Genomic DNA, 25,693 nt, shown 5'->3' with positions numbered 1-25,693 from the left:
ATGACGTTCCGCAATCAAGGCCTTGCCATGGCCGCGACGCTGGGCCTGACCCTGTCCGCGCTGCCCGCCCAGGCGGCTACGGGACCTTTCATTTCCCTTGGCAATACCGACTTTGTCGTACTGATCGCGTTCATCGTGTTCATCGCGGCGCTGCTGTATTTCAAGGTGCCCTCGATGCTGGGCGGCATGCTGGACAAGCGCGCCGATGGTATCCGGGCCGAGCTGGACGAAGCGCGTGCCCTGCGCGAAGATGCGCAATCGCTGCTGGCTTCTTACGAGCGCAAGCAGAAAGAAGTGCAGGAGCAGGCCGACCGCATCGTGCGCACCGCCAAGAGCGAGGCCAGCGCCGCCGCCGAACAGGCGAAGGCGGATCTGGAAAGCTCCATCACCCGCCGCATTGCCGCCGCGGAAGAGCAGATCGCCTCCGCCGAGGCGACCGCTGTCCGCGCCGTCCGCGACCGTGCCGCCACCGTGGCGGTCGCCGCCGCGCGGGAGGTTATCGCCCAGCAGATGAATGCCAACGAAGGTAACAAGCTGATCGACGACGCGATCGGCCAGGTTCAGGCCAAGCTGCACTGAACCACCGCCCCTGACTGAGCCACGGATCGACCCGGCCCCATGCGGCCGGGTCTTTTCGTTTGCGCGCGGGTCGGCGACGGGCTTGCCGCGCCAATGGCCCATGGCGTTGCTGGGCCTCTGGCCTAGGCATGACCCAGGACGATACGGGACGTACCGTCGTGCGCGGTCGCGGGTGCTGGCGCGGAGGGGGCGCTTTATCCACTTGCTGCAAGTGCATGTTGGGGCCAGTGCGCCTAACCCTTCCGTCGGGAGGCAGGGGGTGGCAGGCGGCGAGCCTGGAAAAGGTGAAGGGGGCGCGGTAGAGATGCTCCCCTGTCGGCGGTCAGACGCCGCTGGCTGAGGGGTTGGACAATCCGCGCAGCAGGTCGTCCTGGGTCAACTGGCCGATCAGGCGGCCGTTCTCCGTGACGCCAACCGGATGCGGCGCGCCGATCAGGCAATCCATGCCGTCGCGGATCAGCTGGTCGGCCTCGATCGTGTTGTGGGGCGTGCCCTGAAGGGGCTGCATCAGGTCGCGGGCACGCAGCACCCCGAGCGGGTTCATGTGCTGCACGAATTCGGCGACGTAGTCGTTTTTCGGGTCGCGGAAGATATCCTGTGGTGTGCCGGTCTGCACGATGCGGCCACCGTCCATGATGGCGATCTTGTTGCCCAGTTTGAACGCTTCGTCCAGGTCGTGAGAGACGAAGATCAACGTACGTTTCAGCTTTTGCTGAAGCTCCAGCAGCTCGTCCTGCAACTTTGTGCGGATCAGCGGGTCAAGCGCGGAGAAAGGTTCGTCCATCAGCAGGATCGGAGCTTCGGTGACGAAGGCGCGGGCCAGGCCGACCCGCTGCTGCATGCCGCCGGACAGCTCTCCGACCTTGCGGTCCGCCCAGTCGGACAGGCCGACCAGGGCCAGCTGTTCTTCGATGGGGCCGGCGGCCTCGGCGCGGGACATGCCGCCCAGTTCCAGCGGCAGGCCGACATTCTCGCGCACGCTGCGCCAGGGCAACAGACCGAACTGCTGGAACACCATCGCGATATGGCCCATCCGCAAACGGCGCAGGGTGGCGGCGTCGGCATGGGTGACGTCCACCATCCCGGCCCCGTCGTTGACCCTCACGTTGCCGCGCACCACCGGGTTCAGCCCGTTGACCGCGCGCAACAGAGTGGATTTCCCGGAGCCGGACAGCCCCATAAGCACGAGGATCTCGCCTTCGTTCACCGTGAGGGAGCAATCATGCACCCCCAGAATCTGCCCTGTGGCTGTCTGGATCTCGGATCGGTCCTGTCCCTTGTCCATCAGCGGCAGGGCCTTGTCCGGGGATTTGCCAAAGACGATGGAGACGTTGTTGATTTCAACGGCGACGGTCATTTGCGGCCTCCCACGTTCAGGATTCGGTCCAGCATGATGGCCACGACGACAATGACGAAGCCGGATTCAAAACCCAACGAGGTATTCACCTGGTTCAGCGCGCGCACCACCGGCACGCCCAGACCGTCGGCCCCGACCAGGGCTGCGACCACCACCATGGACAGCGACAGCATGATGGTCTGGTTCAGACCGGCCATGATCTGCGGCAGGGCGTAGGGCAGCTCCACCTTGTATAGCGTCTGGCGCGGCGTCGCGCCAAAGGCGCGCGCGGCCTCCAGCAGGGCCTGCGGGGTGGAGGATACGCCCAGGTAGGTCAACCGGATCGGCGCGGGCAGCACGAAGATGACGGTGGCCAGCAGCCCCGGCACCATGCCGATGCCAAAGAAGACGATGGCCGGGATCAGGTAGACGAAGGTTGGCAACGTCTGCATCAGATCCAGCACCGGCCGGACATAGGAATACAGCCGTGGCCGGTGCGCGGTGGCGATGCCGATGGGCACGCCGATGGCCATGCAGACCACGCAGGCCGACAGCACCAGCGTCAGGCTTTCGGTCATCTCCTCCCAGTAGTCCTGGTTGAGGATGAACAGGAACCCGGCAAAGACGAAAAGGCAGATCTTCCAGTTGCGTTGCAGCACCCAGGTCAGGGCGACGAAGGCGGCGACCACGATCAACGGATGCGGCTCCTGCAACACCCACAAGATGCCGTCGATCATCAGTTCCATCACCATGGACAGGAAATCGAGAAACCACTCCCCGTTGTCGCGCACCCATTCGAAAATGGTGCTGGCGGCGTCGCCCACCGGAATCTTGTGTTCAGTCAGCCACTCCACGGCGTGTTCCCCTTCGGTCCCTGTCGCCGGATTGGTCCGGCTGTCATTCTCGTCTTTGTCGTCGGTTCCGTTGCTCTATCGCAAACGGGGCCGGGGGTCATCCCGGCCCCGTGGGCAGCGCCGAGACATAGGGCGCTGGCGGAGCGTCGGTCCGGCTTAGAGGTCCAGCGCGTCCTTCACCGCGGCCAGCCCTTCGGCGCCGTCGGTGGTGGTCACGCCGTCCAGCCAGGGCTCGATGGCGGCCGGGTTGGCCTGAAGCCAGGCAAGGGTCGCGTCATCCGCGTCTTCGCCCTCGTCCAGGATCTCGCCCATGATCTGGTTTTCCATCGCCAGGGTGAAATCCATCTGCGCGAACAGCTTGCCCAGGTTGGGGCATTCGCCGGTGAAGCCCTGGCGGGTAACGGTGTGCACGACCCCCTCGCCGCCAAAGAAATCTTCGCCGCCGGTCAGGTATTGCAGGTCGAAATTGGCGTTCATCGGGTGCGGTTCCCAGCCCAGGAACACGACCGGCTCTTCCTTCTTGTAGAAGCGGGAGACCTGCGACAGCATCCCCTGTTCCGAGCTTTCGACAACCTCGAAATTGCCCAGCCCGTGGGTGTCGTTCTCCGCCAGGCTGACCAGGTAGTCATTGCCTTCGTTGCCCGGCTCGATCCCGTAGATCTTGGCGTCCAGTTCATCTTCGAACTTGGCGATATCGGCATAGGTCTTCAGCCCGGCCTCGTAGGCATAGGTCGGCACGGCCAGGGTGTATTTCGTCCCTTCCAGGTTGACGTTGATCTGCTCGATCTCGCCGCTGTCCAGATAGGGCGTGATCGCCGCGGTCTGCGCCGGCATCCAGTTGCCCAGGAAGACGTCCACGTCGTCGCTTTCCAACGAGGCAAAGGTGACGGGCACGGACAGGACCTTGACGTCCACGTCGTAGCCCAGGGCCTCCAGCACATGTTTCGCCGTGGCGGTGGTGGTGGTGATGTCGGTCCAGCCGACGTCGGACATGGTCACGCTGTCACATTGTGCCTGCGCCTGGGCCATCCCGGCCAGCGCAAGGGTCAGCGCGGATACGGTCGTCAGAAGTTTCATGAGGTCTCCCCTAGAGCGAATTGCGTTTATTGATTGACTGGTCAATCAGTTCACGGCTATCCCCGTATTGCAACCTTTTTCTTGCCCAAAAGGCCCGGGATACCTGCCATGACTGCGCTTCCAGCCCGAAAACTCCAGCTTGTGGAGGCCGCGATCCACGAGATCGGCACCACCGGGTCACTGAATGTCACGGTGGGGCAGATAGCGCGCCGCGCCGGAGTATCACCTGCCCTGGCGTTTCATTATTTCGGCGACAAGGACCGGCTGTTCCTGGCGGCGATGCGGCACATCCTGTCGATCTACGGCGAGGAGGTCCGCGCGGCGCTGAAGGTCAGTGCCACCCCCCGCACCCGGATCGAGGCGGTGATCCGTGCCAGCTTCAGCCCGGCCAATTTCCGCTGCGAAGTGATTGCCGCGTGGCTGAACTTCTACGTGCTGGCCCAGCAATCGACGGAGGCCCGGCGCCTGTTGTCGGTCTACCATCGCCGGCTGCAATCGAACCTGACCCATGACCTGCGCCCGTTGATCGGCGAGCGGGCGCCGAACTGCGCCCAACGGCTGGGCGGACTGATCGACGGGATCTACCTGCGGTTCGCGGTAAACCCCGGCGACACCACGGGTCATAGCGCCACGGCCCATGTGTTGCGGGCGCTGGAACTTGAATTGGAGATCACCGCGTGACTGCCCCGAACATCCTGATCCTGATGGTTGACCAGTTGAACGGGACGCTGTTTCCCGACGGTCCGGCGGAGTGGCTGCACACGCCCAACCTGAAGAGCCTGGCCGCGAAATCGGTGCGGTTCCGCAATTGTTACACCGCCAGCCCGTTGTGCGCGCCGGGGCGGGCCAGCTTCATGTCCGGGCAATTGCCCTCGATCACGGGGGTCTATGACAACGCGGCCGAATTTCCCGCCGATCTGCCCACCTATGCCCATCACCTGCGCCGTGCCGGCTACCAGACCTGCCTGTCGGGCAAGATGCATTTCGTCGGCCCCGACCAGATGCACGGGTTCGAACAGCGGCTGACCACCGATATCTATCCCGCCGATTTCGGCTGGACCCCGGATTACCGCAAGCCGGGCGAGCGGATCGACTGGTGGTATCACAACATGGGTTCCGTCACCGGGGCGGGGGTGGCCGAGACCTCGAACCAGATGGAATACGACGACGAGGTCGCCTTCAAGGCTACGCAGAAGCTCTATGACCTGGCGCGCGGTCATGACGCGCGGCCCTGGTGTCTGACGGTGTCCTTCACGCATCCGCACGACCCCTATGTCGCGCGGCGCAAATACTGGGATCTCTACGAGGATTGCGCCCATCTGGAGCCCGAGGTGGGTGCCATCCCCTATGACCGGCAGGACAACCATTCCAAGCGGATCTTCGACGCGAACGACTGGCGGTCCTTTGACATCACGACGCGGGACATCCGCCGGTCCCGTCAGGCGTATTTCGCCAATATCTCCTATCTTGACGACAAGGTAGGGGAGATTCTGGATGTGCTGGAACGGACCCGGCAGGAAGCGGTGATCCTCTTTGTCTCCGATCATGGTGACATGCTGGGAGAGCGCGGCCTGTGGTTCAAGATGAGCTTCTTTGAAGGCTCCGCCCGGGTTCCGATGATGATCAGTGCGCCGGGGATGACCCCCGGGCTGGTGGAGGATCCGGTGTCCAACATCGACGTCTGCCCCACGCTCTGCGACCTGGCCGGTATCAGCATGGCGGAGGTCGCCCCCTGGACGGCGGGCGAAACGCTGGTGCCGCTCACGCAGGGGCAATCCCGGCAGACGCCGGTTCGGATGGAATACGCCGCCGAGGCATCCTATGCCCCTATGGTCGCGCTGCGGCAGGGGATATGGAAATACACCCGCTGCACGCTGGATCCCGATCAGCTGTTCGACCTGGCGGCCGACCCGCAGGAGCTGACGAACCTGGCCATTGATCCCGCCCATGCCGACACCCTGGCCCGGTTCCGGGCCGAGGCCGACGCCCGCTGGAACCTTGAGCGGTTCGACGAAGAGGTCCGGCGCAGCCAGGCGCGCCGCTGGATCGTCTACGAATCGCTGCGCAACGGGGCCTACTACCCGTGGGATTACCAGCCCCTGCAACAGGCCAGCGAACGGTTCATGCGCAACCACATGGACCTGAACGTGGTGGAGGAAAACCAGCGTTTTCCGCGCGGCGAATGAGCGCCCGCACGCGCCTTTGATCCGCCTTGGCGGGCCCGCCACCGGCGGGGTCGTCCCTGACATGATCCGCCCGTCCGCCGGGCCCAGACAGAAAGCAGCCCGATGTCCGACACCGTTCGCCCCGTCGCCAGTCACTACATCAACGGCCATTATGTCGAAGACCGCGCCGGGACGCCGATCCCGGTGATCTACCCCGCATCCGGGGCCGAGATCGCCCGCGTTCATGCCGCCACGCCCGAGATCGTGGAACAGGCGCTGGCCGCCGCCCAGGCCGCGCAGGCCGAATGGGCCGCCCTGTCCGGGCGGGAACGGGGGCGCATCCTGACCGATGCCGCGCGCATCATCCGCAGTCGCAACAATGAATTGTCGGTTCTGGAAACCTGGGACACGGGCAAGCCGTTGCAGGAAACGTTGGTCGCCGACGCGACCTCGGGCGCCGATGCGCTGGAATATTTCGGCGGTCTCGCCGCCAGCCTTACGGGCGAACATATCCAGCTGGGCGCGGATTGGGTCTATACGATCCGCGAGGCCCTGGGGGTCTGCGTGGGTATCGGGGCCTGGAACTATCCGACCCAGATCGCCTGCTGGAAGGCCGCGCCGGCACTGGCCTGCGGCAATACCATGGTGTTCAAACCCTCGGAGCAGACGCCGCTTTGCGCGCTGAAGATTGCCGATATTCTGACAGAGGCGGGCGCCCCTCCGGGTGTTTTCAACGTCGTGCAGGGCATGGGCGAGGTCGGCGGCGCGCTGGTCGCCGATCCCCGCGTGGCCAAGGTTTCCCTGACCGGATCGGTGCCCACGGGGCGGCGCGTCTACGCGGCGGCGGCGGCCCAGATGAAACATGTCACGATGGAGCTGGGCGGGAAGTCCCCGCTGGTGATCTTTGACGATGCCGACCTGGACAATGCCGTCGGCGGGGCCATCAACGGCAATTTCTATTCCTCCGGCCAGATCTGTTCGAACGGCACCCGCGTCTTCGTGCAGCGCGGGATCAAGGAGGCGTTTCTGGCCCGGCTGGCCGAACGGTTGAAGGATGCGGTGATCGGCGATCCGTTGGACGAAGCCACCAGTTTCGGCCCCATGGTCAGCGAACGGCAGATGAACATCGTCCTGTCCTACATCGAAAAGGGCCAGGCCGAGGGCGCGCGCCTGGTCAGCGGCGGCCAACGGATCGACCTGCCGGGCTGGTACCTGGAGCCTACGGTCTTTGCCGATGTCACCGACGAGATGACCATCGCCCGCGAAGAGATCTTTGGCCCCGTCATGTCGGTGCTGGATTTCGACGACGAGGACGAGGTGATCGCCCGCGCCAATGCCACGGAATTCGGCCTGTCCGCCGGGGTCTTCACCCGCGATCTGGCACGCGGGCACCGGGTGATCGGAAAGTTGCAGGCGGGCAGCTGTTTCATCAATTCCTACAACGACGCCCCGGTGGAGGCCCCCTTTGGCGGGGTCAAGGCCTCTGGCGTGGGCCGGGAGAACGCGAAGGCCGCGATCGAGCATTACAGCCAGCAGAAATCCGTCTACGTCCGCATGGGCGATGTCGAGGCGCCATTCTGATGCGCGCCGCGCAGTTCCGGAGGACCGGCTGATGCAGGCCGAATACGTCATCGTCGGTGCGGGCAGCGCCGGCTGCGCCATGGCCTATCGCCTGGCGGAGGCGGGCAAACGCGTGCTGATCATCGAACACGGCGGCACCGATGCCGGCCCGTTCATCCAGATGCCTGGCGCCTTGTCCTACCCGATGAACATGTCCCGTTATGACTGGGGCTACATGTCCGAGCCGGAACCGCATCTGGGCGGCCGCCGGCTGGCCACCCCGCGCGGCAAGGTGATCGGCGGCTCGTCCTCGATCAACGGGATGATCTATGTGCGCGGCCATGCGCGCGATTTCGACCATTGGCGTGACCAGGGCGCGGATGGTTGGGGTTATGCCGATGTGCTGCCCTATTTCCGGCGGCTGGAGAACTGGCATTCCGGTGGCCATGGCGGCGATCCGGCATGGCGCGGCAAGGACGGGCCGCTGCACATCACCCGCGGGGCGCGCGACAACGTGCTGACCCATGCCTTTGTCGAGGCGGGGCAGCAGGCGGGCTACCCGGTGACCGGTGATTACAACGGCCACCAGCAGGAGGGGTTCGGCCCCTTCGACATGACCGTCTGGAAGGGGCGGCGCTGGTCGGCGGCCAGTGCCTATCTCAAACCGGCGCTGAAGCGGGAGAATTGCACCCTGGTCCGCGCCTTCGCCCGCCGCGTGGTGATCACGGAGGGCCGGGCCACCGGCGTGGAGATCACGCGCAATGGCAAGGTGGAGGTCATCCACGCGGAGGCGGAGGTGATCCTGGCGGCCTCTTCGCTCAATTCGCCGAAGCTGTTGATGCTGTCAGGGGTAGGTCCGGCGGCGCATCTGGCTGAACACGGCATCGATGTAGTGGCGGACCGGGCGGGCGTGGGGCAGAACCTCCAGGACCACCTGGAACTTTACATACAGGCCGCCGCCTCGAAGCCGGTCAGCCTGTACAAATACTGGAACCTGGCTGGCAAGGCCTATGTCGGCGCGCGCTGGCTGCTGAATCGCAGCGGGCCGGGCGCGTCGAACCAATTCGAAAGTGCTGCGTTCATCCGGTCGGCAGCGGGGGTGGACTACCCTGACATCCAGTATCATTTCCTGCCCATTGCCATCCGCTACGACGGCCAGGCCTCGGCCGAGGGGCACGGGTTCCAGGCCCATGTGGGACCGATGCGCTCACCATCGCGCGGAGCGGTCAGCCTGCGCTCGGCCGATCCGCAGGACGCGCCGCGCATCCTGTTCAACTACATGTCGACGGATCAGGATTGGCAGGATTTCCGCCGCTGCATCCGCCTGACGCGGGAGATTTTCGAACAACCCGCCTTTGCCCCCTATTTCAAGTTCGAGATCCAGCCCGGCGCCGACCTGCAATCCGACGAGGAGCTGGACGGTTTTATCCGGGAACATGTCGAAAGCGCCTATCACCCCTGCGGCACCGCCCGGATGGGGCGCGCCGACGATCCGATGGCGGTTGTCGATCCCCAGGCCCGCGTGATCGGGGTGGACGGGCTGCGGCTGGCCGACAGTTCGGTCTTTCCCAGGATCACCAATGGCAACCTGAACGGCCCGTCGATCATGGTGGGGGAGAAGGCCGCCGATCACATCCTGGGCCGCACACCCCTGCCGCCGGAGAATGCAGAGCCCTGGGTGAACCCCGATTGGCAGACGCAGCAGCGATAGGATGTCGGTGGGGCGGTCCCTGCCCCCGTGCCCCACAAGTCCGGTGACAGACCCGGCGCGGGGCGCGCCTGCCGGGACCGCGGCTCAGCCGCGCGGCTGGCTGCGCTGCGTCTCCTGCTCCAGCCGCAGGCGGGCGATGTCCTCGTGGCTGCGGGCGGCGAAATCGGCCTCCAGCGCGGCGCGGACATATTCCAGATGCGCCACGGCGGCCTGGCGGGCGGCGGCGGCGTCACGGCGTTGGATCGCGGCGTTGATGCTGCGATGCTGGGCCAGCAGGCTGTCACGCGTCGCCTCCCGCGCAAAGATCACGGCGCGGTTGTAGAACACGCCTTCACGCAGCAGATCGAACATCGATCGCATCATGTGCAACAGGATGACATTGTGCCCGGCCTCCACGATGGCCATGTGGAATTCGGCATCCAGACGGGCCTCGTCCTCCGGGCGGGCGCTGGCATGGGCCTCTTCCATGCGGGCGAGCAGGGTGGCGATGACCTTCAGATCGGTCTCCGACCCTTCGGCCGCCGCACGCTCCGCCGCCTGCCCCTCCAGGTCGCGGCGAAAATCGAGGTAGTCGAACACCGCTTCGGGGTGGCGCCGGAAAAGGTGGCGCAGGGCAGGGGAAAAACCATGGCCCATCACCTCTGCCACGAAGATCCCGGCACCGGGACGCGCGGCCAGCAACCCCGCGTCCTGCAATTGCGCCACGGCCTCCCGCACCGAGGGGCGGGAAATCTGCATCGTCTCCGCCATTTCCCGTTCCGCCGGCAGCCGCTCACCGGGACGCAGGATGCCGCGCAGGATCAGCAGTTCGATCTGCCGGGCGGCAGCGTCTGAACGTTTCTCGGCCTCTATCGGGCGAAAGGGCATGGCGGCCTCGGCTTGGGATTGGTCAGAATTTATGACCGCCAGCGCCCGGGTGCAAGCGGATCAGAACTCCACCCCGATCTGCGCCTTGATCCCCGACCGGAACGGATGCTTGATCAGCTCCATCTCAGTGACCAGATCGGCGGCTTCGATCAGCGGTTCCTTGGCGTTGCGGCCGGTGAGCACGACATGGGTCATCTCCGGCTTTTCGGTTTGCAGGAACGCGACCACCTCGGCCACGTCGATGTAATCGTAGCGCAGGGCGATGTTGATTTCGTCCAGAAGGACCATCCGGTTGGCGGGGTCGCGGATCAGTTCTTTCGCCTTCTCCCATGCGGCCTGCGCCATCTCCGTATCGCGAGAGCGGTCCTGCGTCTCCCAGGTGAAGCCCTCGCCCATGGTGTGAAAGGCGCAGCGGTCCGAGAAATGGGACAGGATCAGATCGCGTTCGCCAGTGGACATGCCCCCCTTGATGAACTGCACCACGGCACATTGCATGTCATGGGCGATGCAACGGAAGATCATGCCGAAGGCGGCGGTGCTCTTGCCCTTGCCTTTGCCGGTATGCACCACGATCAGGCCCTTTTCATCGGTCTTGGTGGCCATGATTTTGTCGCGGGCGGCCTTCTTCTTGGCCATCTTGGCGGCGTGGCGGGCACTGTCGTCGGTATCGGTCATCGGGATCCTCCTTCGGGGCTGATCTGGGGTGCGCCGCGCAGGCTGTCCAGCAGGGCGGGCACGGAATTGCGGCGCGGGGTCCACATGTCGCGGTCGATCGCCTCCTGTAGGCGGTCGGCGATCTCCCGCAGGGCGGCGGGATTATGCGTGGCGATGAAGTCGCGGGTTTGCGCATCCTCCAGGAAGGCCTCGGTCACCAGATCGAAGTGATGCGATTTCACCGCCCGCGTGGTGGCGGCGAAGGCAAAGAGATAATCGACCGTGGCGGCCATTTCGAACGCGCCCTTGTAGCCGTGGCGCATCATCCCGGCGATCCACTTCGGATTGACCACGCGGGACCGCATCACGCGGGAAATCTCCTGGTCCAGGGTCTGAATGCGTGGGCGTTCGGGGCGGGAATGGTCGTTGTGATAGATCGGGACATCCGCGCCGGTCAGTGTGGCGATGGTGGCTGCGGCGCCGCCTTCGAACTGGTAGTAATCGTCGCTGTCCAGGAGGTCATGTTCGCGATTGTCCTGGTTCTGCACGATGGCATCCGCCTGGGACAGCCGGGATTCCAGCCCGGCACGGTCGGCGGTGCCTGCATCCTGCGCACCGTAGCTGTAGCTGCCCCAATGCAGGTAGGCCTCGGCCAGATCGGCGCGGTCGTGCCACAGACGTTCGTCGATCATCGCCTGAAGGCCCGCACCATAGGCGCCGGGCTTGGCCCCGTAGATGCGGGCGGGGCCCTCTCCTGCACGGTGGCGGGCGGCGGCGGGGTTGACCTCCTCCGGTTCGTCCAGAAGTTGAACGGCACGGGCGGCGCTGTCGAACAGCGCAATCAGCTGCGGAAAGGCATCGCGAAAGAAGCCGGAGATGCGCAGCGTCACGTCCACGCGGGGCCGGTCCAGTACGATCTGGGGCAGGATCTCGAACCCGGTCACGCGGCGGTTGGCGGAATCCCATTGCGGTTTGACCCCCATCAGCGCCATGGCTTGCGCGATGTCATCGCCGCCGGTGCGCATGTTGGCCGTACCCCAGGCGGTCAGCAGCATGGTGCGGGGCCAGTCGCCGTGATCCTGCAAGTGCCGTTCGATCAGCATGTTGGCCGATTTCCAGCCCAGGGCCCAGGCGGTCGGCGTGGGCACCGCACGGCTGTCGACGGAGAAGAAGTTGCGCCCCGTCGGCAGCACGTCCAGCCGTCCGCGTGTCGGCGCGCCGGAGGGCGCAGGCGCCAGGTGACGCCCCGACAGCGCGGTCAGCAGCCCCGCGCCTTCGGCCGGGCCGCAGGCCGCAAGGGTCGGCGCGACGTGGCGGGCCACTGCGTCCAGCACGGCGGCGGAGGCGGGACCGGGCGGGGTGAGTTCGCCTGTATCCGTCTCTGGTTCAGTCTCTGTGACAGGGGGTGTCGCGGGCATCAGCGGCGCCAGCAACCGGGCGGAGAGAAGCTCCAGCCGTTCCACCGTGTCTCCGGCGCTGCGCCACTTGTCCGACGTCAGCCCGGCCAGAAGATCGGGGCGTGGCCCGGTCCACGGCGCTGCCAGGTCGCAATCCAGCGGGTCGAATTCCAGCCGCAGATCGGCGGCCAGGGCCCTGGGCAGGGCGGCATCGCCCCCCGTGCCATCGCCGCGTGGGATCCGCACCAGCGCCTGCACCAGATCACGGAACAACCGTCCCTCGGGCGACTGGCCAAAGACATGCAGCCCGTCGCGGATCTGCGCCTCTTTCAGATCGCACAGCCAGGCATCCAGTCGGGCAAGATCGCTTTCTTCCTCGCCGGTGAACCCGGCGTCGGCGTCGATGCCGGTCGCGGCGGTCAGGGTCAGGATCTCCCGGCGCAGATGGGTGATGCGGCGCGGATCTACCCCCGCGGCCTCGTAATATTCATCTACCAGCGCTTCCAGATCGCGCAGGGGGCCATAGCTTTCGGCGCGGGTCAGGGGCGGGGTCAGGTGATCGACGATCACCGCCTGGGCGCGGCGCTTGGCCTGTGTGCCCTCGCCCGGATCGTTGACGATGAAGGGATAGACATGGGGCAGCGGGCCCATCACCGCCTCGGGGAGGCAGGTGTCCGACAGGGCGATGGCCTTGCCCGGGAGCCATTCCAGATTGCCATGCTTGCCCATATGCACCAGCGCCTGCGCGCCGAAGACCTGCCGCAGCCAGATGTAGAAGGCCAGGTAGCCATGCGGCGGCACCAGATCGGGGGAATGGTAGCTGTCGGTCGGGTCGATGTTGTAGCCCCGTGCGGGCTGCACGCCGATGACGACATTGCCATGGGTCAGGATCGACAGTTTGAACCCGCCGACGGCGGGGGCCTCCGACGTGTCCGAACCCGACACGAAAAAGGGATCGTCCTCGGGCGCGCCCCAGCGGTCGGTGATCCGTTGCTTCACGTCCCAGGGCAGGGCGTCGAAGGCCGCGCGATAGTCGGACAGCGGCAGGAAGACCCCGCCGTCCCGCTGCGCCCGGTCGGTCAGCCAGTTGGTCGGTCCGGCCAGCACCGCGCGCATCAACGCATCGGCATCGACGGGGGCGTCGGTGATGGCGTAGCCCTCCGCCGCCAGCAGGGAGAGCGCATGCACCGTCGCCGCCGGCGTGTCGAGGCCGACGCCGTTGGCCAGCCGTCCGTCCTTGTTCGGGTAATTCGCCAGGATCAAGGCCACCTTGCGCTGCGGCGCGGGGGTGGCGCGCAGCGCGGCGTGGTTGGCCGCCAGCCGGGCGACGAAATCGATCCTGTCGCCCCGCGCGCGATAGGTGGCGATGGGGCATTCGGTGGCGTCGTCGAAATAGGCCTGATCCTTGAAGCTGACGGCACGGGACAGGATGCGGCCATCGACTTCCGGCAGGGCGACATTCATGGCGATGTCGCGGGCGGACAGCCCTGAAAGCCCCTCCTCCCAGACCTCCTCGGAGGAGGCGGCCAGCACCACCTGATACACCGGCGCGGCATTGGCGGCGGGGGCGGCCAGCGGGTTGGCGCCATTATCGGCCCCGTCGGGCGATCCGGTGGCAAAGGCGGTGCAGTTCAGGATGACCTGCGGGGCGACCTCGTGGAACAGCGCCTCCAGAGTGGCGGCGGAGACCGGATCCTTCAGCGAGGCGACGAAGACGGGCAGGGGGTTCAGCCCGGCGCGCAGCAGCGCCTTGACCAGCCGGTTGATCGGGTTCAGCCCCGCCCCCTGCACCAGCGCCCGGTAGAAGACCAGCGGCACGCAGGGCGCGCCCGGCGTCCAGGTGGCGCGCAGCTGCGCCAGGTCGGGCTGGTCCAGCCCCGGCCAATAGAGCCCCGCGCGCAGCAGCGGGCGCGCCGGCGCGGGCCGCGCGCCGCCGTCCAGCATGGCGCGGGCATGGGTCAGGAACCCGGTGGCATTTGCCGGCCCGCCCTCCGTCAGAAAGGACCAGAGCGCATGGTAATCCGCATCCCCCACGGTCGACAGCGCCCGCAGTTCCGGGTCGGGCTTGTCATCGCCGGGCAGCGCGGCAAAGGGCACGCCGGCGGCATGGAGGCGGGCGGCATATTGTTCCATCCCGTAGCGCCAATAGCCCATGCCCCCCAGCACCCGCGCCACCACCAGCCGCGACCGGGTGGCGCATTGGTCCAGGTGCAGGTCCACGGACATCGGATGTGTCAGGTTCGTCAGCTGCGCCAGCCGCAGCCCCGGCGGCGCATCCATCTCCGCCCGCGCGGCGGACAGGGCGGCCAGTTCGGTATCGGCGGCCGAGATCACCACCAGGTCGGCGGGGGTCTGGGTCAGATCCACGGCCTCTGTGCCGTCGTCGATCCGTCCGGGGGTGGCGGCCAGCAGATGCATGTCAGGCGGACTCCAGCGTTTTTTCCATGAAGACGGAGGATCCGTTCTCCTCGTAATCCCCGTAAGGCCCGCAGCGGGTATAGCCGTGGCGGGAATAAAGCCGCACCGCCGCAGCCAGCGCATCGCCGGTTTCCAGCTTCAGCAGGGACAGACCCTCTGCCCGGGCCTGGTCCTCGATCTGGCGCATCAGGGCCGCGCCGATCCCCCGGCCCCGCGCCGCGTCCGTGACGAAGAAACTCTTGACCTCGCCATATTCGGCAAAGACCTTCAGCGCGGCGCAGCCCAGCGTCTCCGTCCCGATCCGGGCGGTGAAGAACCGGATGTCGGGCTTGGCCAGCTCCGCATGGGACAGGAAATTGTTCTGCTCCGGCGTGTACAGGCGGCGCATCAGCGCCTGCGAGGCGTCCAGCAGGGCCGAGGCCTCTGCCGACAACGGGTCATTCGGTTCCACAAGGATCATGCGCGCTCCCTCATCTTTCTTCAAATCTGCCCGGGTTTTCCCCTATGCCCGGCTGACCGGCACCCACCGACCCGAATGCCAGCCCGTCGCGGCCCCGCTCGCCGCCTGTATGGCCGAGAGATCAGGCGGTCAGCGCCGTTTCGATGGCGGCACGGTCCAGCCCGGACTGGCCGATCACCACCAGCCGCGTGTCGCGCGGCGCGCTGCCGAAGGGCTGGTCGAAGTAAGTCTGCACCCGTGGCCCCACCGCCTGAAGGGTCAGGCGCATGGGTTTGCCCGCCACGGCGGCAAACCCCTTCAGCCGCAGGATATCGTGATCGCGGATCACACCGGCCACCTGATCGGCAAAGGCCTGCGGATCGTCGATTTCGCCGCGTGTGACCACAAAGCTCTCAAAGGCGTCATGGTCGTGATCGTGGTGATGATGGTCACCGCCCCCGTCGTGGTCGTCATGGTGGTGGTGATGCAATTCGTGCCGGGCTGCCATGTCGGTTTCCGCCTCGGTGTTCATGCCCAGCAGAACGTCCACCGGCAGGACACCCATGGCAGAGGACAGGATCTGCACGCTGTCCCGCGCACCGGCGCGCAGGCGGGTCATCGTGGTCTCCAACTCCGCCCCTGTCATCAGGTCGGATTTGTTCACCACGATCATGTCGGCGCAGGCCAGCTGATCCTCGAACAATTCGGACAGGGGCGTTTCGTGGTCGATGCTGTCGTCGGCGGCGCGGGCGGCGTCTACCGCGCCCTCGTCATGGGCGAACCGGCCTTCGGTCACGGCCTTGCCATCCACCACGGTGACCACGCCGTCCACCGTCACGCGGGTAGAAATCGCGGGCCAGTTGAACGCCCGGATCAGCGGCTGCGGCAGGGCCAGGCCGGAGGTTTCGATGACGATGTGATCGGGCCGGTCGGGCCGGGCCAGCAGGGCCTCCATCGTGGGGATGAAATCCTCCGCCACGGTGCAGCAGATGCAGCCGTTTGACAGCTCCATGATGTCCTCGTCGCGGCAGGTCTCGTCGCCGCAGCCCTTCAGGATATCGCCATCCACGCCCAGGTCGCCGAATTCGTTGATGATCAGCGCGATGCGGCGGCCGTTGGCCTGTTGCAGCATGTGGCGGACAAGGGTGGTTTTCCCGGCGCCGAGAAAGCCGGTGATGACGGTTGTGGGGATTTTGGCGGGCATGGGGGCTCCGATCTGGTTGGGCGCGGCGGCGTCAGTCGATAGTGACGATCTGCCGGGCCTCCACCGGCTGTCCTTCGGTGGCCAGCTGCTGGTGAGAATTGGCATTCAGGGTGACGCGGATTTCGGCCTCTCCGGGGGCGAGGCCGGGCAGGTGAACCCAGGGGCCGTAGGCGCGCACGATCTTTACCCCGTCCACATAGACATGGGCATGACCCTGGCCGGTGACATGGGCGGCGTTCACCGCCTCGGGGGCAAAGGTGAAGCCTTCGGGCCGGATCTGCAGGTTCACGCCGCCCGCACCCTCCGCCGTGGCAGCGAAGGTGACCGAGACGGGCGCGCCGTTCTCCAGCAGGCTGTCGTGGTCATGGCCCGCCATGGTACCATGCAGCGCGCCGCTGTCGTCATGGGGCGCGCCATGGGCGGAATGGTCATGGGCGGGTTCCAGCTGCGCCCCGGTGGCCGAGGCGGTCAGAAATCCGATACCGCCGCCGAAGAACAGGCCGATGATGAACAGGAACAGGGAATTCTTCATGGGATCATGCCCGGACCTGCCGGGCCTCCTGTCGCGGCCGGGACGCGTGCACGCCCCGGTCGGAATGGCGGATCAGGCGGCGCGGGGGGCAGGCTGGACCTGCCCTTCGCGTTGCCAGAAATAGCCGGCGAAACACCCGGTCAGCACCCAGGCGGCCAGCCCGACGCCAAGCGCGCGCCCGGCAAAGAGGCCCCCGAGTTCGGGCGGCACGGGCCCGGTGAAGACATCCGGATGCGGCGCGCCGATCACATGTGGCGCGGCCAGCAGCACGATCGCGGCGCCCCAGGCGGCCCAGCCGCGGCCGAAGGCCAGAAGCCACATCGCCACCCCCGCGGCCGCAACGGTGCCCAGCCACCACATCTGGCGCAGGGTCACGTCGGCGGCGGCGACGCCGGGCAGTTCCGGGGGCAGGCTGACTGCGGGCCAGAAATGCACCGCGACAAAGCCCGCGATGCCCCACAGCACCCCGGTCCGCGCATCCACCCGTGCGCCACGCTCTGCCGCCAGCGCCATCAGCGCCACCAGGATCAGGGCATAGCCGGTGTAGACCAGGGTGGTGAACAGCACGCTCAGCCCGTCGCGCATGGCGTCAAAGCCGCCGATATCGGGATGGGCCGAGACGGGATCGGCGCCGAAATGCACCAACTCTCCACCTTCGTAGAGTTCCGCGTGCAGCAGCACGGGCTGCACGAATGCCAATTGCAGCGCGGCGGCAATCAGCCCCGCTGCAAATCCAGCGAACAACGCGCTGGTCAGAATGCGACCGATCATCGGATCAGTGGCAGGGGAAGCCGGTGGCGTGACGCACGTCATGCGCCGCGTCATGCAGCGTTGCGGCCTGCACATGGCCCGCAAGGACGATGATGGCGGCGCCGATCAGCATGGCGGTGATGGCCCCCACCAAGGTGGAGGTCGATGTGGCGTTGGTGCGCTGGGCGCCCTGGGCCTGGACTTGGGTCGTCATGTCAGTTCTCCTTTTGCTGTCACACCCGACAGCGTTGCAGGTTTCCGATGCACGGCCGGTCTCCTGGCTGGCGGGTCTTTGCGTGGCCTGGCCTTCCCGGATGGCTCCAGTGGCGCGTTCAGGCCCGCTACCGCTTCACAGTCGCGGGGGCGGCTGCGGCTTGGGGCCCCGAGATGGGTCGCCCGTTCCGCATTCCCGTTTCATCCCCGGACGCTTTGCGCCCATGGGGGAACCGTACAGCTTCGTTTCTGGCGCGAAGCTGCACGCCGCGTCAAGGTGAATCGCCGGGCCAGCGGCAGCGCGGCAGCAGCGATGACGCTGCGGGATCGGCGGGAAACCGCAGTCGAAATGCGCAATATCTTGTGGATAAGGCCCTGGCACGCCGCAGATGCTGGGCGCCGCGCGTTGACACGCGGGCGTTGGGCGGGGACTTTCGGGGAACGACCGGAATCGGCGATCACAGACACGGGGCTACGACATTGCGCTTTTCCAGACTCAGATTGACGGGGTTCAAATCCTTCGTGGATCCTACCGACCTGATCATCGGGACGGGGTTGACCGGCGTGGTCGGGCCGAACGGCTGTGGCAAATCCAACCTGCTGGAGGCGCTGCGCTGGGTCATGGGCGAGAACCGCCCCACCGCGATGCGTGGCGGCGGCATGGAGGACGTGATCTTTGCAGGTGCCGCCACCCGCCCGGCCCGGAACTTCGCCGAAGTCGCGCTTCAGATCGACAATTCCGAGCGGCTGGCGCCCGCCGGGTTCAACGACGGTGACCAGCTGGACATCGTGCGCCGCATCACCCGCGACGTCGGCAGTGCCTACAAGGCCAATGCCCGGGACGTGCGGGCGCGCGATGTGCAGATGCTGTTTGCCGATGCGTCCACCGGGGCGCATTCGCCCTCGCTGGTGCGGCAGGGGCAGATCTCGGAACTGATCAACGCCAAGCCGAAGAACCGCCGCCGCATCCTGGAGGAAGCTGCCGGGATCTCGGGCCTGTATGCCCGGCGCCACGAGGCGGAGCTGAAGCTGAAAGGGGCCGAGCAGAACCTGGCCCGCGTCGATGACGTGGTCGAACAGCTGGCTCAGCAGATCGCCCAGCTGGAACGGCAGGCCCGGCAGGCGAAACGCTACCGCACCATCGGCGAGGAACTGCGCCAGGTGGAGGGGATGCTGCTCTACCGGCGCTGGAAGGAAGCGGAGGAAGCCCGCAACGAGGCCCAGGCGATCCTGCGCGACCGGATGACCGTCGCCGCGCAGGGCGAACGCCTGGCGCGGGAGGCAGAGGCTGCCCGCGAGGTCTGCGAGGCCGCGCTGCCCCCCCTGCGCGAAGAGGACGCCATCGCCGGGGCCCTGCTGCAACGGTTGCAGGTGGAGCGCGATTCCCTGACCGAAGAACAATCCCGTGCGGAGACCGCGATTGCCAACCTGACCGCGCGGATCGCCCAATTGTCCCGTGACGGCGACAGGGAAACGGGTCTGAACCGCGATGCCGAAGAGACCATCGCCCGGCTGGACGAGGAAGCCGCCGCCCTCGCCCGGGCTGGCGAGGGGCACGATGCCCGGCTGGCGCAGGCTGCGGAGGAGGCAAAAGCCGCCTCGGACGCGCTGTCGGATCGCGAGGGGGAGCTGACCGAAAAGACCGAAGATTCCGCTCGCCTGTCGGCCCGTCACCAATCCGCCCGGCGCTGGCTGGACGACAGTCGCCGCACCCTTGCCCGCAGCGAGGCAGAGGCGGAGAAAGCCCGCCGCGCCATGGCCGACAGCCGCGATGTCGTGACCCGCGCGGCCGAGACTTTCGAGACGTTGCAAGCACAGGAAGGCGCGGCCCGTACCGCGGCCGAAGCTGCTGAGACCGGCCTGGCGCAGGCCGACACGGCGCGCGCCGAATGCCAGACCCAGGAGGCCGAGGCCCGCGCAGCCCGTTCGGGCGCCGAAGGGGAGGTCAGCGCACTTCAGGCCGAGGTCGCGGCGCTGGACCGGCTGGTGCGCCGCGATACCGCCGAGGGCGGGCAGGTGATGGACGCCGTGAAGGTGGCGCCGGGCTATGAAAAGGCGCTGGGCGCCGCGCTGGCCGACGATCTCCGCGTGCCGCTGGTTGCGGCGGATGGCCCCTCCGGCTGGGTGGCGCTGGCGGATTACGACGCGGCGCCGAAGCTGCCGCAGGGCATGACCCCCCTGGCCGATTTCGTCACCGTGCCGCCGGTCCTCGCTCGCCGCATTGCCCAGATCGGGGTGGTCGCGGCTGAGGACGGCCCGGCGCTGCAATCCGCGCTGCGCCCCGGTCAGCGCCTGGTCAGCCAGGAGGGGGATCTGTGGCGCTGGGACGGGTTTCGCGCCTGGGCAGAGGACGCGCCATCGGCCGCCGCCCTGCGGCTGGAGCAGATCAACCGCCTGACCACCCTGCGCCAGGAGGCCGCCGAGGCCGAGACCCGCGCCGCCGCCGCCCGTACCGCGCACGAGACGCTGGCCGCCGACCTCTCCCGCCTGACGGAGGCCGACAAGGCCGCCCGCCGGGCCCGCGCCGATGCCGATCGACAGCTGGCCGATGCGGCGCGCAAACTCTCGCGCGCAGAGGCGGATCGCACCCTGGCCGAAAGCCGGCTGGAAAGCCTTGGCCTGGCGGTGTCGCGTCACGAAGCGGATGCAGAAGCCGCCGCCGAACAGCTGGCCGAGGCCGAGGCTGCTATGCAGGTTCTGCCTGACCTGGACGCCGCGCGCGCCGCGCTGGACGCGGTCAAGACGGCGGTGGATGCCGCGCGCGGCCACATGATGGCCCTGCGCACCGCCCATGACGAGCTGCGCCGCGAAGGCGAGGCCCGCAGCCGCCGCAGCCGGGAGATCGTCACTGAAACCGACAGCTGGCGCACCCGCCTGCAAAGCGCCGACAGCCGGATTTCCGAGCTTGACCAGCGCCGCCGCGAGGCGGAGGCCGATCTGGCCGAAGCCCGCGATCTGCCCGACATGCTGGCCGATCGCCATGCCACGCTGAGCGATCAGATCGCCGTGGCGGAGGGGCGCAAGGCCAATGCCGTCGATGCGCTGTCGGTGGCGGAGACGCATCTGCGCGACGCTGTGCAGGCGGAGCGGGAGGCGGAGCGCACCGCCTCGGAGGCGCGCGAGGCCCGCGCCCGTGCCGATGCCCGCGCCGATGCCGCGCAGGAGGGCGTTGAAACCGCCGCCGAACGCATCGCCGAGGCGCTGGAAATGTCACCGAAGGAGCTGCTCCAGAGCCTCGACGCCGAGGTCGGCAAGATGCCGGGGGTCACCGCGCTGGAGGCCGACGTGACCCGGCTGCGCCGCCAGCGGGATGCCCTGGGCGCCGTCAACCTGCGCGCCGAGGAAGACGCCAGCGAGGTCGGTGCCGAACACGAGACCCTGACGCGGGAGAAAGCCGACCTGGAGGATGCGATCCGCACCCTGCGCGGCGGAATATCGGGCCTGAACCGCGAAGGCCGTGAACGCCTGCTGACCGCGTTCGAACAGGTGAACAGCAATTTCTCCCTGCTGTTCCGGCATCTTTTCGGCGGTGGGGAGGCCAGCCTGATGCTGGTCGAAAGCGATGATCCGCTGGAAGCCGGGCTGGAAATCATGTGCCAGCCGCCGGGGAAGAAGCTGTCGGTCCTGTCGTTGCTGTCGGGTGGGGAACAGACATTGACCGCGCTGGCCCTGATCTTCGGCGTCTTCCTTGCCAATCCCGCCCCGATCTGCGTTCTGGACGAGGTGGACGCGCCGCTGGACGACGCCAACGTCACCCGGTTCTGTGACCTGCTGGACGAAATGTGCCGCCAGACGGAAACCCGGTTCCTGATCATCACCCACCACGCCGTCACGATGGCGCGGATGGATCGCCTGTTCGGTGTGACGATGCAGGAGCAAGGGGTCAGCCAGCTGGTGTCGGTGGATCTGAAGAAGGCCGAACAGATGGTCGCCTGAGGCGGTGCCAAACCTCTGGCCCACGCCTTCGGTCGGGCCACCGGTCCGGCCTGCGACGAGGCCCCGCACCTGATCCGCCGGTGCCAATCGCTGATCAACCTTTTCCGGGTCACCTTTCCCCGCCGCGACCCTTCGGGGTGGAAGGAGGGGATGATATTGAACGATCAACAGTTCAGGACGTGGATGGTCTGTATCGTGGTGGCAACGCTGTTGGTGACGATCATCCGGCTCTTGATCGGTCTATAGGCTGAAAAAGAGCGGCCCGGCGCAGTAGCAGCTCCGCCGGGCCGTTTTGAAAGTGGTGACGTCGGACGCCCTCAGTTCAGGAATGGCCAGGATAATTCCATACATCCAAACAAACCGTAAACGCCTTCAGAGACGGCGCAGCAGCTCCATCGTGGGCCAGGCGTCGGCGGGCAGGCCCAGCTCCTGTTGCACGGATTGCACCGCCCGGCGCGTGCCGGCGCCCAGGATGCCGTCGATCTTGCCCACGTCATGGCCCCGCGCCTGCAACTTCTGTTGCAGCTGCTTCATCTGCGCGCCCGACAATCCCGGATCGGGGTTGCCCGCATCGAACACCGGCGCCCCTTCCAGCCGATTGGCGAAATAGGCGGCGGTCAGAACGTAGGTAAAGCTCTGGTTCCATTCAAAATAGACATTGAAATTCGGATAGGCGAGGAAGGCCGGACCCTTGCGCCCCTGCGGGATGATCACCGATGCGGGCAGGTCCGACAGCCAGCGGCCCGACCGGGGCTGCACCCCCATCGCCTGCCAGTCCTGCGGGCGCAAGGTGGTGCGTAGCCCGGTCTTGGACCAATCCATCTGATCGGGCACGCGGATCTCCTGCATCCACGGCTGGCCTGGTGCCCAGCCCAGATGGCGCAGCATCCTGGCGCCTGACAGCAGGGCATCGGGGGCGGAACCTTTCAGGTTCACATGGCCGTCGCCATCGCCATCCACGCCATTGTCGATGATGTCGCGCGGCAACATCTGGACCATCCCGATTTCACCCGCCCAGGCGCCGGTGGTGCGGGCGGGGTCGAAATCCCCTGCCGCGTACAATTCCAGCGCGGCCAGAACCTGGGGCCGGAACAATTCGGGGCGGCGGCAATCGTGGGACAGGGTGACCAGCGCATTGGCGGTGTTGAAATCCCCCTGGAAGGCGCCGTAATCGGTCTCGAACGCCCAGAAGGCCAGAAGAACCCCGCGCGAAACGCCGTATTCGCGCTCCATCCGGTCAAAGACGCTGGCGAACTGGCGCGCCTTGGATTGACCGGTCTGGATCCGGTTCTGCGAGATCAGGCGCCGGGCAAAGGTGGTGAAGTCGAGGGTAAAGACACCCTGACGGCGATCCGCCGCGATCACCTTGGGATCCTGGCGCACGGGGGCAAAGAACGCGTCCACCGTCGCGGCGTCATGGCCCAGGGCGCGGGCCTCCTGTTTCAACCCGTTGACGAAGGTGCCGAAATTGCCACCGCAGGATTGTGCCGCCACGGGCAGGGCTGCAAGGGCCAGCGGTATGGCAAGGGCTAGGCGGGCGATGCGGGCCATGGCGGTCATGGTCACTCCTCTGACTGGAAACCGGCGCCACCTTAGCAGGCTGCGGCCGTGGGGCAATCCGGTCAGAACAGGGCAATCCCCGCAGATCCCAGCACCAGCACCGCCCACAGGCGCCACAGGACCGCGACCGCGGCGTCTATCCGGGCCGGGTCGGGGTGGCGCGCGCCGCCGGGATGGATGAACGGGTCGTCGGTCGGCACGCCGTCATAGATGCGCGGCCCCGACAGGGCGGTATCGACGGCGCGGGCCATCGCGGCCTCGGCCCAGCCGGCATTGGGAGAGCGATGGCGCCGCGCCTCGTCGGTGATCTCCCGCCAATCGCTCAGCCGCGCGGACAACGCCGCCAGGATCAGCCCGGTGATCCGCGCCGGCACCAGGTTCAGCAGGTCGTCCAGCCGTGCGCTGGCGGCGCCAAAGGCGCGGTGGCGCGGCGTGCGGTGGCCGATCATGCTGTCGGCGGTGTTCACCAGCTTGTAGATCAACAATCCGGGCAGACCGCCGATCAGGAACCAGAAAGCCGGGGCGACGATGCCGTCGCTGGCATTTTCCGCCGCGCTTTCTATGGCGGCGCGGGCCACGGCGGGGCCGTCCAGCGCAGCCGTCTCGCGCCCGACGATCCGGGCGACGGCGCGGCGCCCCTCGGTCACGGAGCCGCGCAGCGCCTGGGCGACCTGGCTGACGTGATCGACCAGCGACCGATGTGCCAGCAAGGCGGTGGCCAGCGCCAGCTCCACCCCCCAGCCAAGTGCGCCCAGCAGATGGCCCGCGCCCCAGCCCAGGGCCACCAGCCCCAGGGCCAGGAACAGCCCGTTGCGCCCTGCCCGCCCGGCGGTGTTGAACCGTTTGTCGGCCCAGTCGATCAGGCGGCCCATCAGCACCACGGGATGCGGCAGGCGGGTCCACAGGCGGCGCGGTTCGCCCAGCAATGCATCAAGGCACAGCGCCAGGGTCAGGATCAGGGCGGTGCTCATGTCAGCGCGGCCTCCAACCGGGCCCAGCCATGGGCGGGCGGCAGCCCCAGGCGCAGCCAATGGCGATTGTAGGGGAAGACGCGGGACCAGATGCGGTGCCGGGCCAAACGCGCCTGTACCTCCAGCGCCGGGCGGGGCGCCGTCTCGTACAGGCGGAACAGCGGCGTGCCTCCGGCCAGGCGCAGCCCCGCCGCATCCGCCAGCCCGTCCAGGCGGGCGGTATCCGCCAGCAGGCTGTCGCGTGCGCATGTGGCCCAGCCGTCGTCCTCCAGCGCCGCGCGGCCCAGCACCAGCGCGGGTCCGGACACCGGCCAGGGCCCCAGCATCGCGGCCAACCGCTCTGTCACCGCGCCCTGCGCAATGACAAAGCCCAGCCGCAGCCCGGCAAGTCCCCAGAACTTTCCGAAACTTTTCAGGATCAGCGTGTCGGGGCGGGTGGTCAGGGCCACGTGGCTGCGGGTCGGCGCGATGTCGCCAAAGCTTTCATCGATGACGGTCAGCGGCCCGGCGGCGGGGGCGGGATGGAACCGACCGTCGGGATTGTTGGGATGAACCAGCACCTGGGCCTGAACGGGGGCGGTGGGTGTCGTTTCGGCATCCACCGTCCAACCGGCGGCGGCAAAGCTGGCGGCGTGTTCGTTATAGGTGGGGCCTGGGATATGGACCCGCCCCGCCGGCGTCAGTCGCGGGATCTGCGCAATCGCGGCCGAGGCACCAGGCACGGGCAGGATCTCCACCCCGCGGGGCACGTCCCACCGCCGCCGGGCGCTGGCGATCAGCGCTCGGGTCAGGTGGCGGTCGGGCAGGGCCTGCCAGGTGGCGGCGGGCAGGTCGGTCAGCAGTCGGGCGATGGGGTAGGGCACCGGGTTGATGCCGGTGGACAGGTCGATCCAGTCGCCGCGCGTGCCGCCATGGTGGGCGATGGCCGCGTCCAGGTTGCCGCCGTGGTCCAGCGGGCGGGCGCCCGTGATCATCGGATCATTCGTCCTGAGGCAGAGGGGGATGGCGGGTCACGAAATGCCCCTTGACCCCCTGGGGCCAATCCCGAAACGGCACGCGCCCGGTGTCGGAGGCCTGGTGCATCTGCGCGTAATCGGCGATCGCCGCTGCGCTGTCGGCATCGGGTTCGAACCGGCCCAGAGTATAGGCCAGCTTGCCCTCGGCCTGGATCGCGATGTTGCAGCCATGGGTGCAGCCCATCAGGCAGGACACGCGCCGGGTGCGCAGGCCGCGTGCGGCGGCTTCGGCCTCCACCAGAGTGGCGAGGGTTTCGCCATGCAGCGGGGTGTCAGGCACCCAATCCTCGCGCTTGCAGGTGTCGCAGATGGTGATCCAGGTGGTCATGCCGCTCTCCGTCAAGTCCGGAATTCTTCGAATTTCATGCAATTTTGTGGAAAGCAATGCGGATCTCGCCAGAACCGGGCGAAAGTTAACGAATTGTTAGTGGTTTGGAGACAGTTTCGATCTCGC

The 25,693-nt window shown here is 67.2% G+C and carries 21 protein-coding genes and 1 riboswitch; of the genes, 6 read left to right on the top strand and 15 right to left on the bottom strand.

Features of this window, described 5'->3' with window-relative positions:
- Positions 1-579: a F0F1 ATP synthase subunit B gene (locus G5A46_RS03470; protein ID WP_239520601.1), complete on the top strand. Its 579-nt coding sequence runs from the start codon at positions 1-3 to the stop codon at positions 577-579.
- A 322-nt stretch (positions 580-901) separates the two neighbouring features.
- Here the strand turns inward: G5A46_RS03470 and choV are convergent, their stop codons facing one another.
- From choV to choX, 3 genes are all read right to left on the bottom strand, one after another.
- Positions 902-1,936: a choline ABC transporter ATP-binding protein gene (choV, locus tag G5A46_RS03465; protein WP_163847352.1), complete on the bottom strand. Its 1,035-nt coding sequence runs from the start codon at positions 1,934-1,936 to the stop codon at positions 902-904.
- Positions 1,933-2,769: a choline ABC transporter permease subunit gene (gene choW / locus G5A46_RS03460; RefSeq protein WP_163847351.1), complete on the bottom strand. Its 837-nt coding sequence runs from the start codon at positions 2,767-2,769 to the stop codon at positions 1,933-1,935. Before choW ends, choV begins: the two co-directional genes overlap by 4 nt.
- A 156-nt stretch (positions 2,770-2,925) precedes the next feature.
- Entirely contained in the window at positions 2,926-3,846 is a 921-nt protein-coding gene (choX, locus tag G5A46_RS03455) for a choline ABC transporter substrate-binding protein (protein ID WP_163847350.1), read from the bottom strand.
- A 108-nt stretch (positions 3,847-3,954) separates the two neighbouring features.
- On the opposite strand from choX, the gene betI reads away from it, so the two are divergent.
- From betI to betA, 4 genes are all read left to right on the top strand, one after another.
- On the top strand, positions 3,955-4,527 hold the full coding sequence (gene betI / locus G5A46_RS03450; protein ID WP_163847349.1) for a transcriptional regulator BetI: 573 nt from the start codon (positions 3,955-3,957) through the stop codon (positions 4,525-4,527).
- Positions 4,524-6,032 (top strand): choline-sulfatase, encoded by a 1,509-nt coding sequence (betC, locus tag G5A46_RS03445; protein ID WP_163847347.1) that lies wholly within the window; start codon positions 4,524-4,526, stop codon positions 6,030-6,032. Before betI ends, betC begins: the two co-directional genes overlap by 4 nt.
- A 102-nt stretch (positions 6,033-6,134) precedes the next feature.
- A complete protein-coding gene (gene betB, locus G5A46_RS03440; protein WP_163847345.1) occupies positions 6,135-7,592 on the top strand; it encodes a betaine-aldehyde dehydrogenase in 1,458 nt (485 codons plus the stop codon).
- Positions 7,593-7,623: 31 nt separating this feature from the next.
- Positions 7,624-9,282, top strand: a complete 1,659-nt coding sequence (gene betA / locus G5A46_RS03435) for a choline dehydrogenase (RefSeq protein ID WP_163847343.1) — start codon at positions 7,624-7,626, stop codon at positions 9,280-9,282.
- Between the two features lie 84 nt (positions 9,283-9,366).
- Here the strand turns inward: betA and G5A46_RS03430 are convergent, their stop codons facing one another.
- The 8 genes from G5A46_RS03430 to G5A46_RS03395 all read right to left on the bottom strand — a co-directional run bounded on the left by G5A46_RS03430 (position 9,367) and on the right by G5A46_RS03395 (position 17,757).
- On the bottom strand, positions 9,367-10,149 hold the full coding sequence (locus G5A46_RS03430) for a FadR/GntR family transcriptional regulator (RefSeq protein WP_163847341.1): 783 nt from the start codon (positions 10,147-10,149) through the stop codon (positions 9,367-9,369).
- 60 nt (positions 10,150-10,209) lie between these two features.
- Entirely contained in the window at positions 10,210-10,824 is a 615-nt protein-coding gene (cobO, locus tag G5A46_RS03425; protein ID WP_163847339.1) for a cob(I)yrinic acid a,c-diamide adenosyltransferase, read from the bottom strand.
- On the bottom strand, positions 10,821-14,618 hold the full coding sequence (gene cobN / locus G5A46_RS03420) for a cobaltochelatase subunit CobN (protein WP_163847337.1): 3,798 nt from the start codon (positions 14,616-14,618) through the stop codon (positions 10,821-10,823). Before cobN ends, cobO begins: the two co-directional genes overlap by 4 nt.
- Before the next feature lies 1 nt (position 14,619).
- Positions 14,620-15,078, bottom strand: a complete 459-nt coding sequence (locus G5A46_RS03415; RefSeq protein ID WP_163847334.1) for a GNAT family N-acetyltransferase — start codon at positions 15,076-15,078, stop codon at positions 14,620-14,622.
- Between the two features lie 121 nt (positions 15,079-15,199).
- A complete protein-coding gene (gene cobW, locus G5A46_RS03410) occupies positions 15,200-16,261 on the bottom strand; it encodes a cobalamin biosynthesis protein CobW (RefSeq protein WP_163847332.1) in 1,062 nt (353 codons plus the stop codon).
- Positions 16,262-16,292: 31 nt separating this feature from the next.
- Entirely contained in the window at positions 16,293-16,793 is a 501-nt protein-coding gene (locus tag G5A46_RS03405) for a hypothetical protein (protein WP_163847330.1), read from the bottom strand.
- 72 nt (positions 16,794-16,865) lie between these two features.
- Positions 16,866-17,564, bottom strand: a complete 699-nt coding sequence (locus G5A46_RS03400; protein WP_163847328.1) for a CbtA family protein — start codon at positions 17,562-17,564, stop codon at positions 16,866-16,868.
- A gap of 4 nt (positions 17,565-17,568) precedes the next feature.
- A complete protein-coding gene (locus G5A46_RS03395) occupies positions 17,569-17,757 on the bottom strand; it encodes a CbtB domain-containing protein (protein WP_163847326.1) in 189 nt (62 codons plus the stop codon).
- Between the two features lie 36 nt (positions 17,758-17,793).
- A riboswitch (cobalamin riboswitch) is annotated at positions 17,794-18,009 on the bottom strand.
- Between the two features lie 227 nt (positions 18,010-18,236).
- Between G5A46_RS03395 and smc the strand changes: the two genes are divergently transcribed.
- Positions 18,237-21,692 carry a chromosome segregation protein SMC gene (gene smc / locus G5A46_RS03390; protein ID WP_163847324.1) on the top strand — a complete coding sequence of 1,152 codons (3,456 nt, stop codon included), beginning with the start codon at positions 18,237-18,239 and terminating at the stop codon, positions 21,690-21,692.
- Positions 21,693-22,064: 372 nt separating this feature from the next.
- Here smc and G5A46_RS03385 read toward each other — a convergent pair whose 3' ends face one another.
- The 4 genes from G5A46_RS03385 to G5A46_RS03370 form a co-directional block, all read right to left on the bottom strand.
- Complete coding sequence (locus tag G5A46_RS03385; protein WP_420821344.1) at positions 22,065-23,252, bottom strand: lytic murein transglycosylase; 1,188 nt, start codon at positions 23,250-23,252, stop codon at positions 22,065-22,067.
- Positions 23,253-23,314: 62 nt separating this feature from the next.
- Positions 23,315-24,223 (bottom strand): adenosylcobinamide-phosphate synthase CbiB, encoded by a 909-nt coding sequence (cbiB, locus tag G5A46_RS03380; protein WP_163847322.1) that lies wholly within the window; start codon positions 24,221-24,223, stop codon positions 23,315-23,317.
- Positions 24,220-25,197 (bottom strand): threonine-phosphate decarboxylase, encoded by a 978-nt coding sequence (locus G5A46_RS03375; RefSeq protein ID WP_163847320.1) that lies wholly within the window; start codon positions 25,195-25,197, stop codon positions 24,220-24,222. The genes cbiB and G5A46_RS03375 overlap by 4 nt, the downstream gene beginning before the upstream one ends.
- A 4-nt stretch (positions 25,198-25,201) precedes the next feature.
- Positions 25,202-25,567, bottom strand: coding sequence for a DUF1636 family protein (locus tag G5A46_RS03370; RefSeq protein ID WP_163847318.1), 366 nt, complete (start codon positions 25,565-25,567; stop codon positions 25,202-25,204).
- Positions 25,568-25,693 lie beyond the last annotated feature (126 nt).

The sequence above is a fragment of the Pseudooceanicola aestuarii genome (assembly GCF_010614805.1).
Lineage (GTDB): Bacteria > Pseudomonadota > Alphaproteobacteria > Rhodobacterales > Rhodobacteraceae > Pseudooceanicola > Pseudooceanicola aestuarii.
This window is presented reverse-complemented; position numbering and strand designations above follow the sequence as displayed.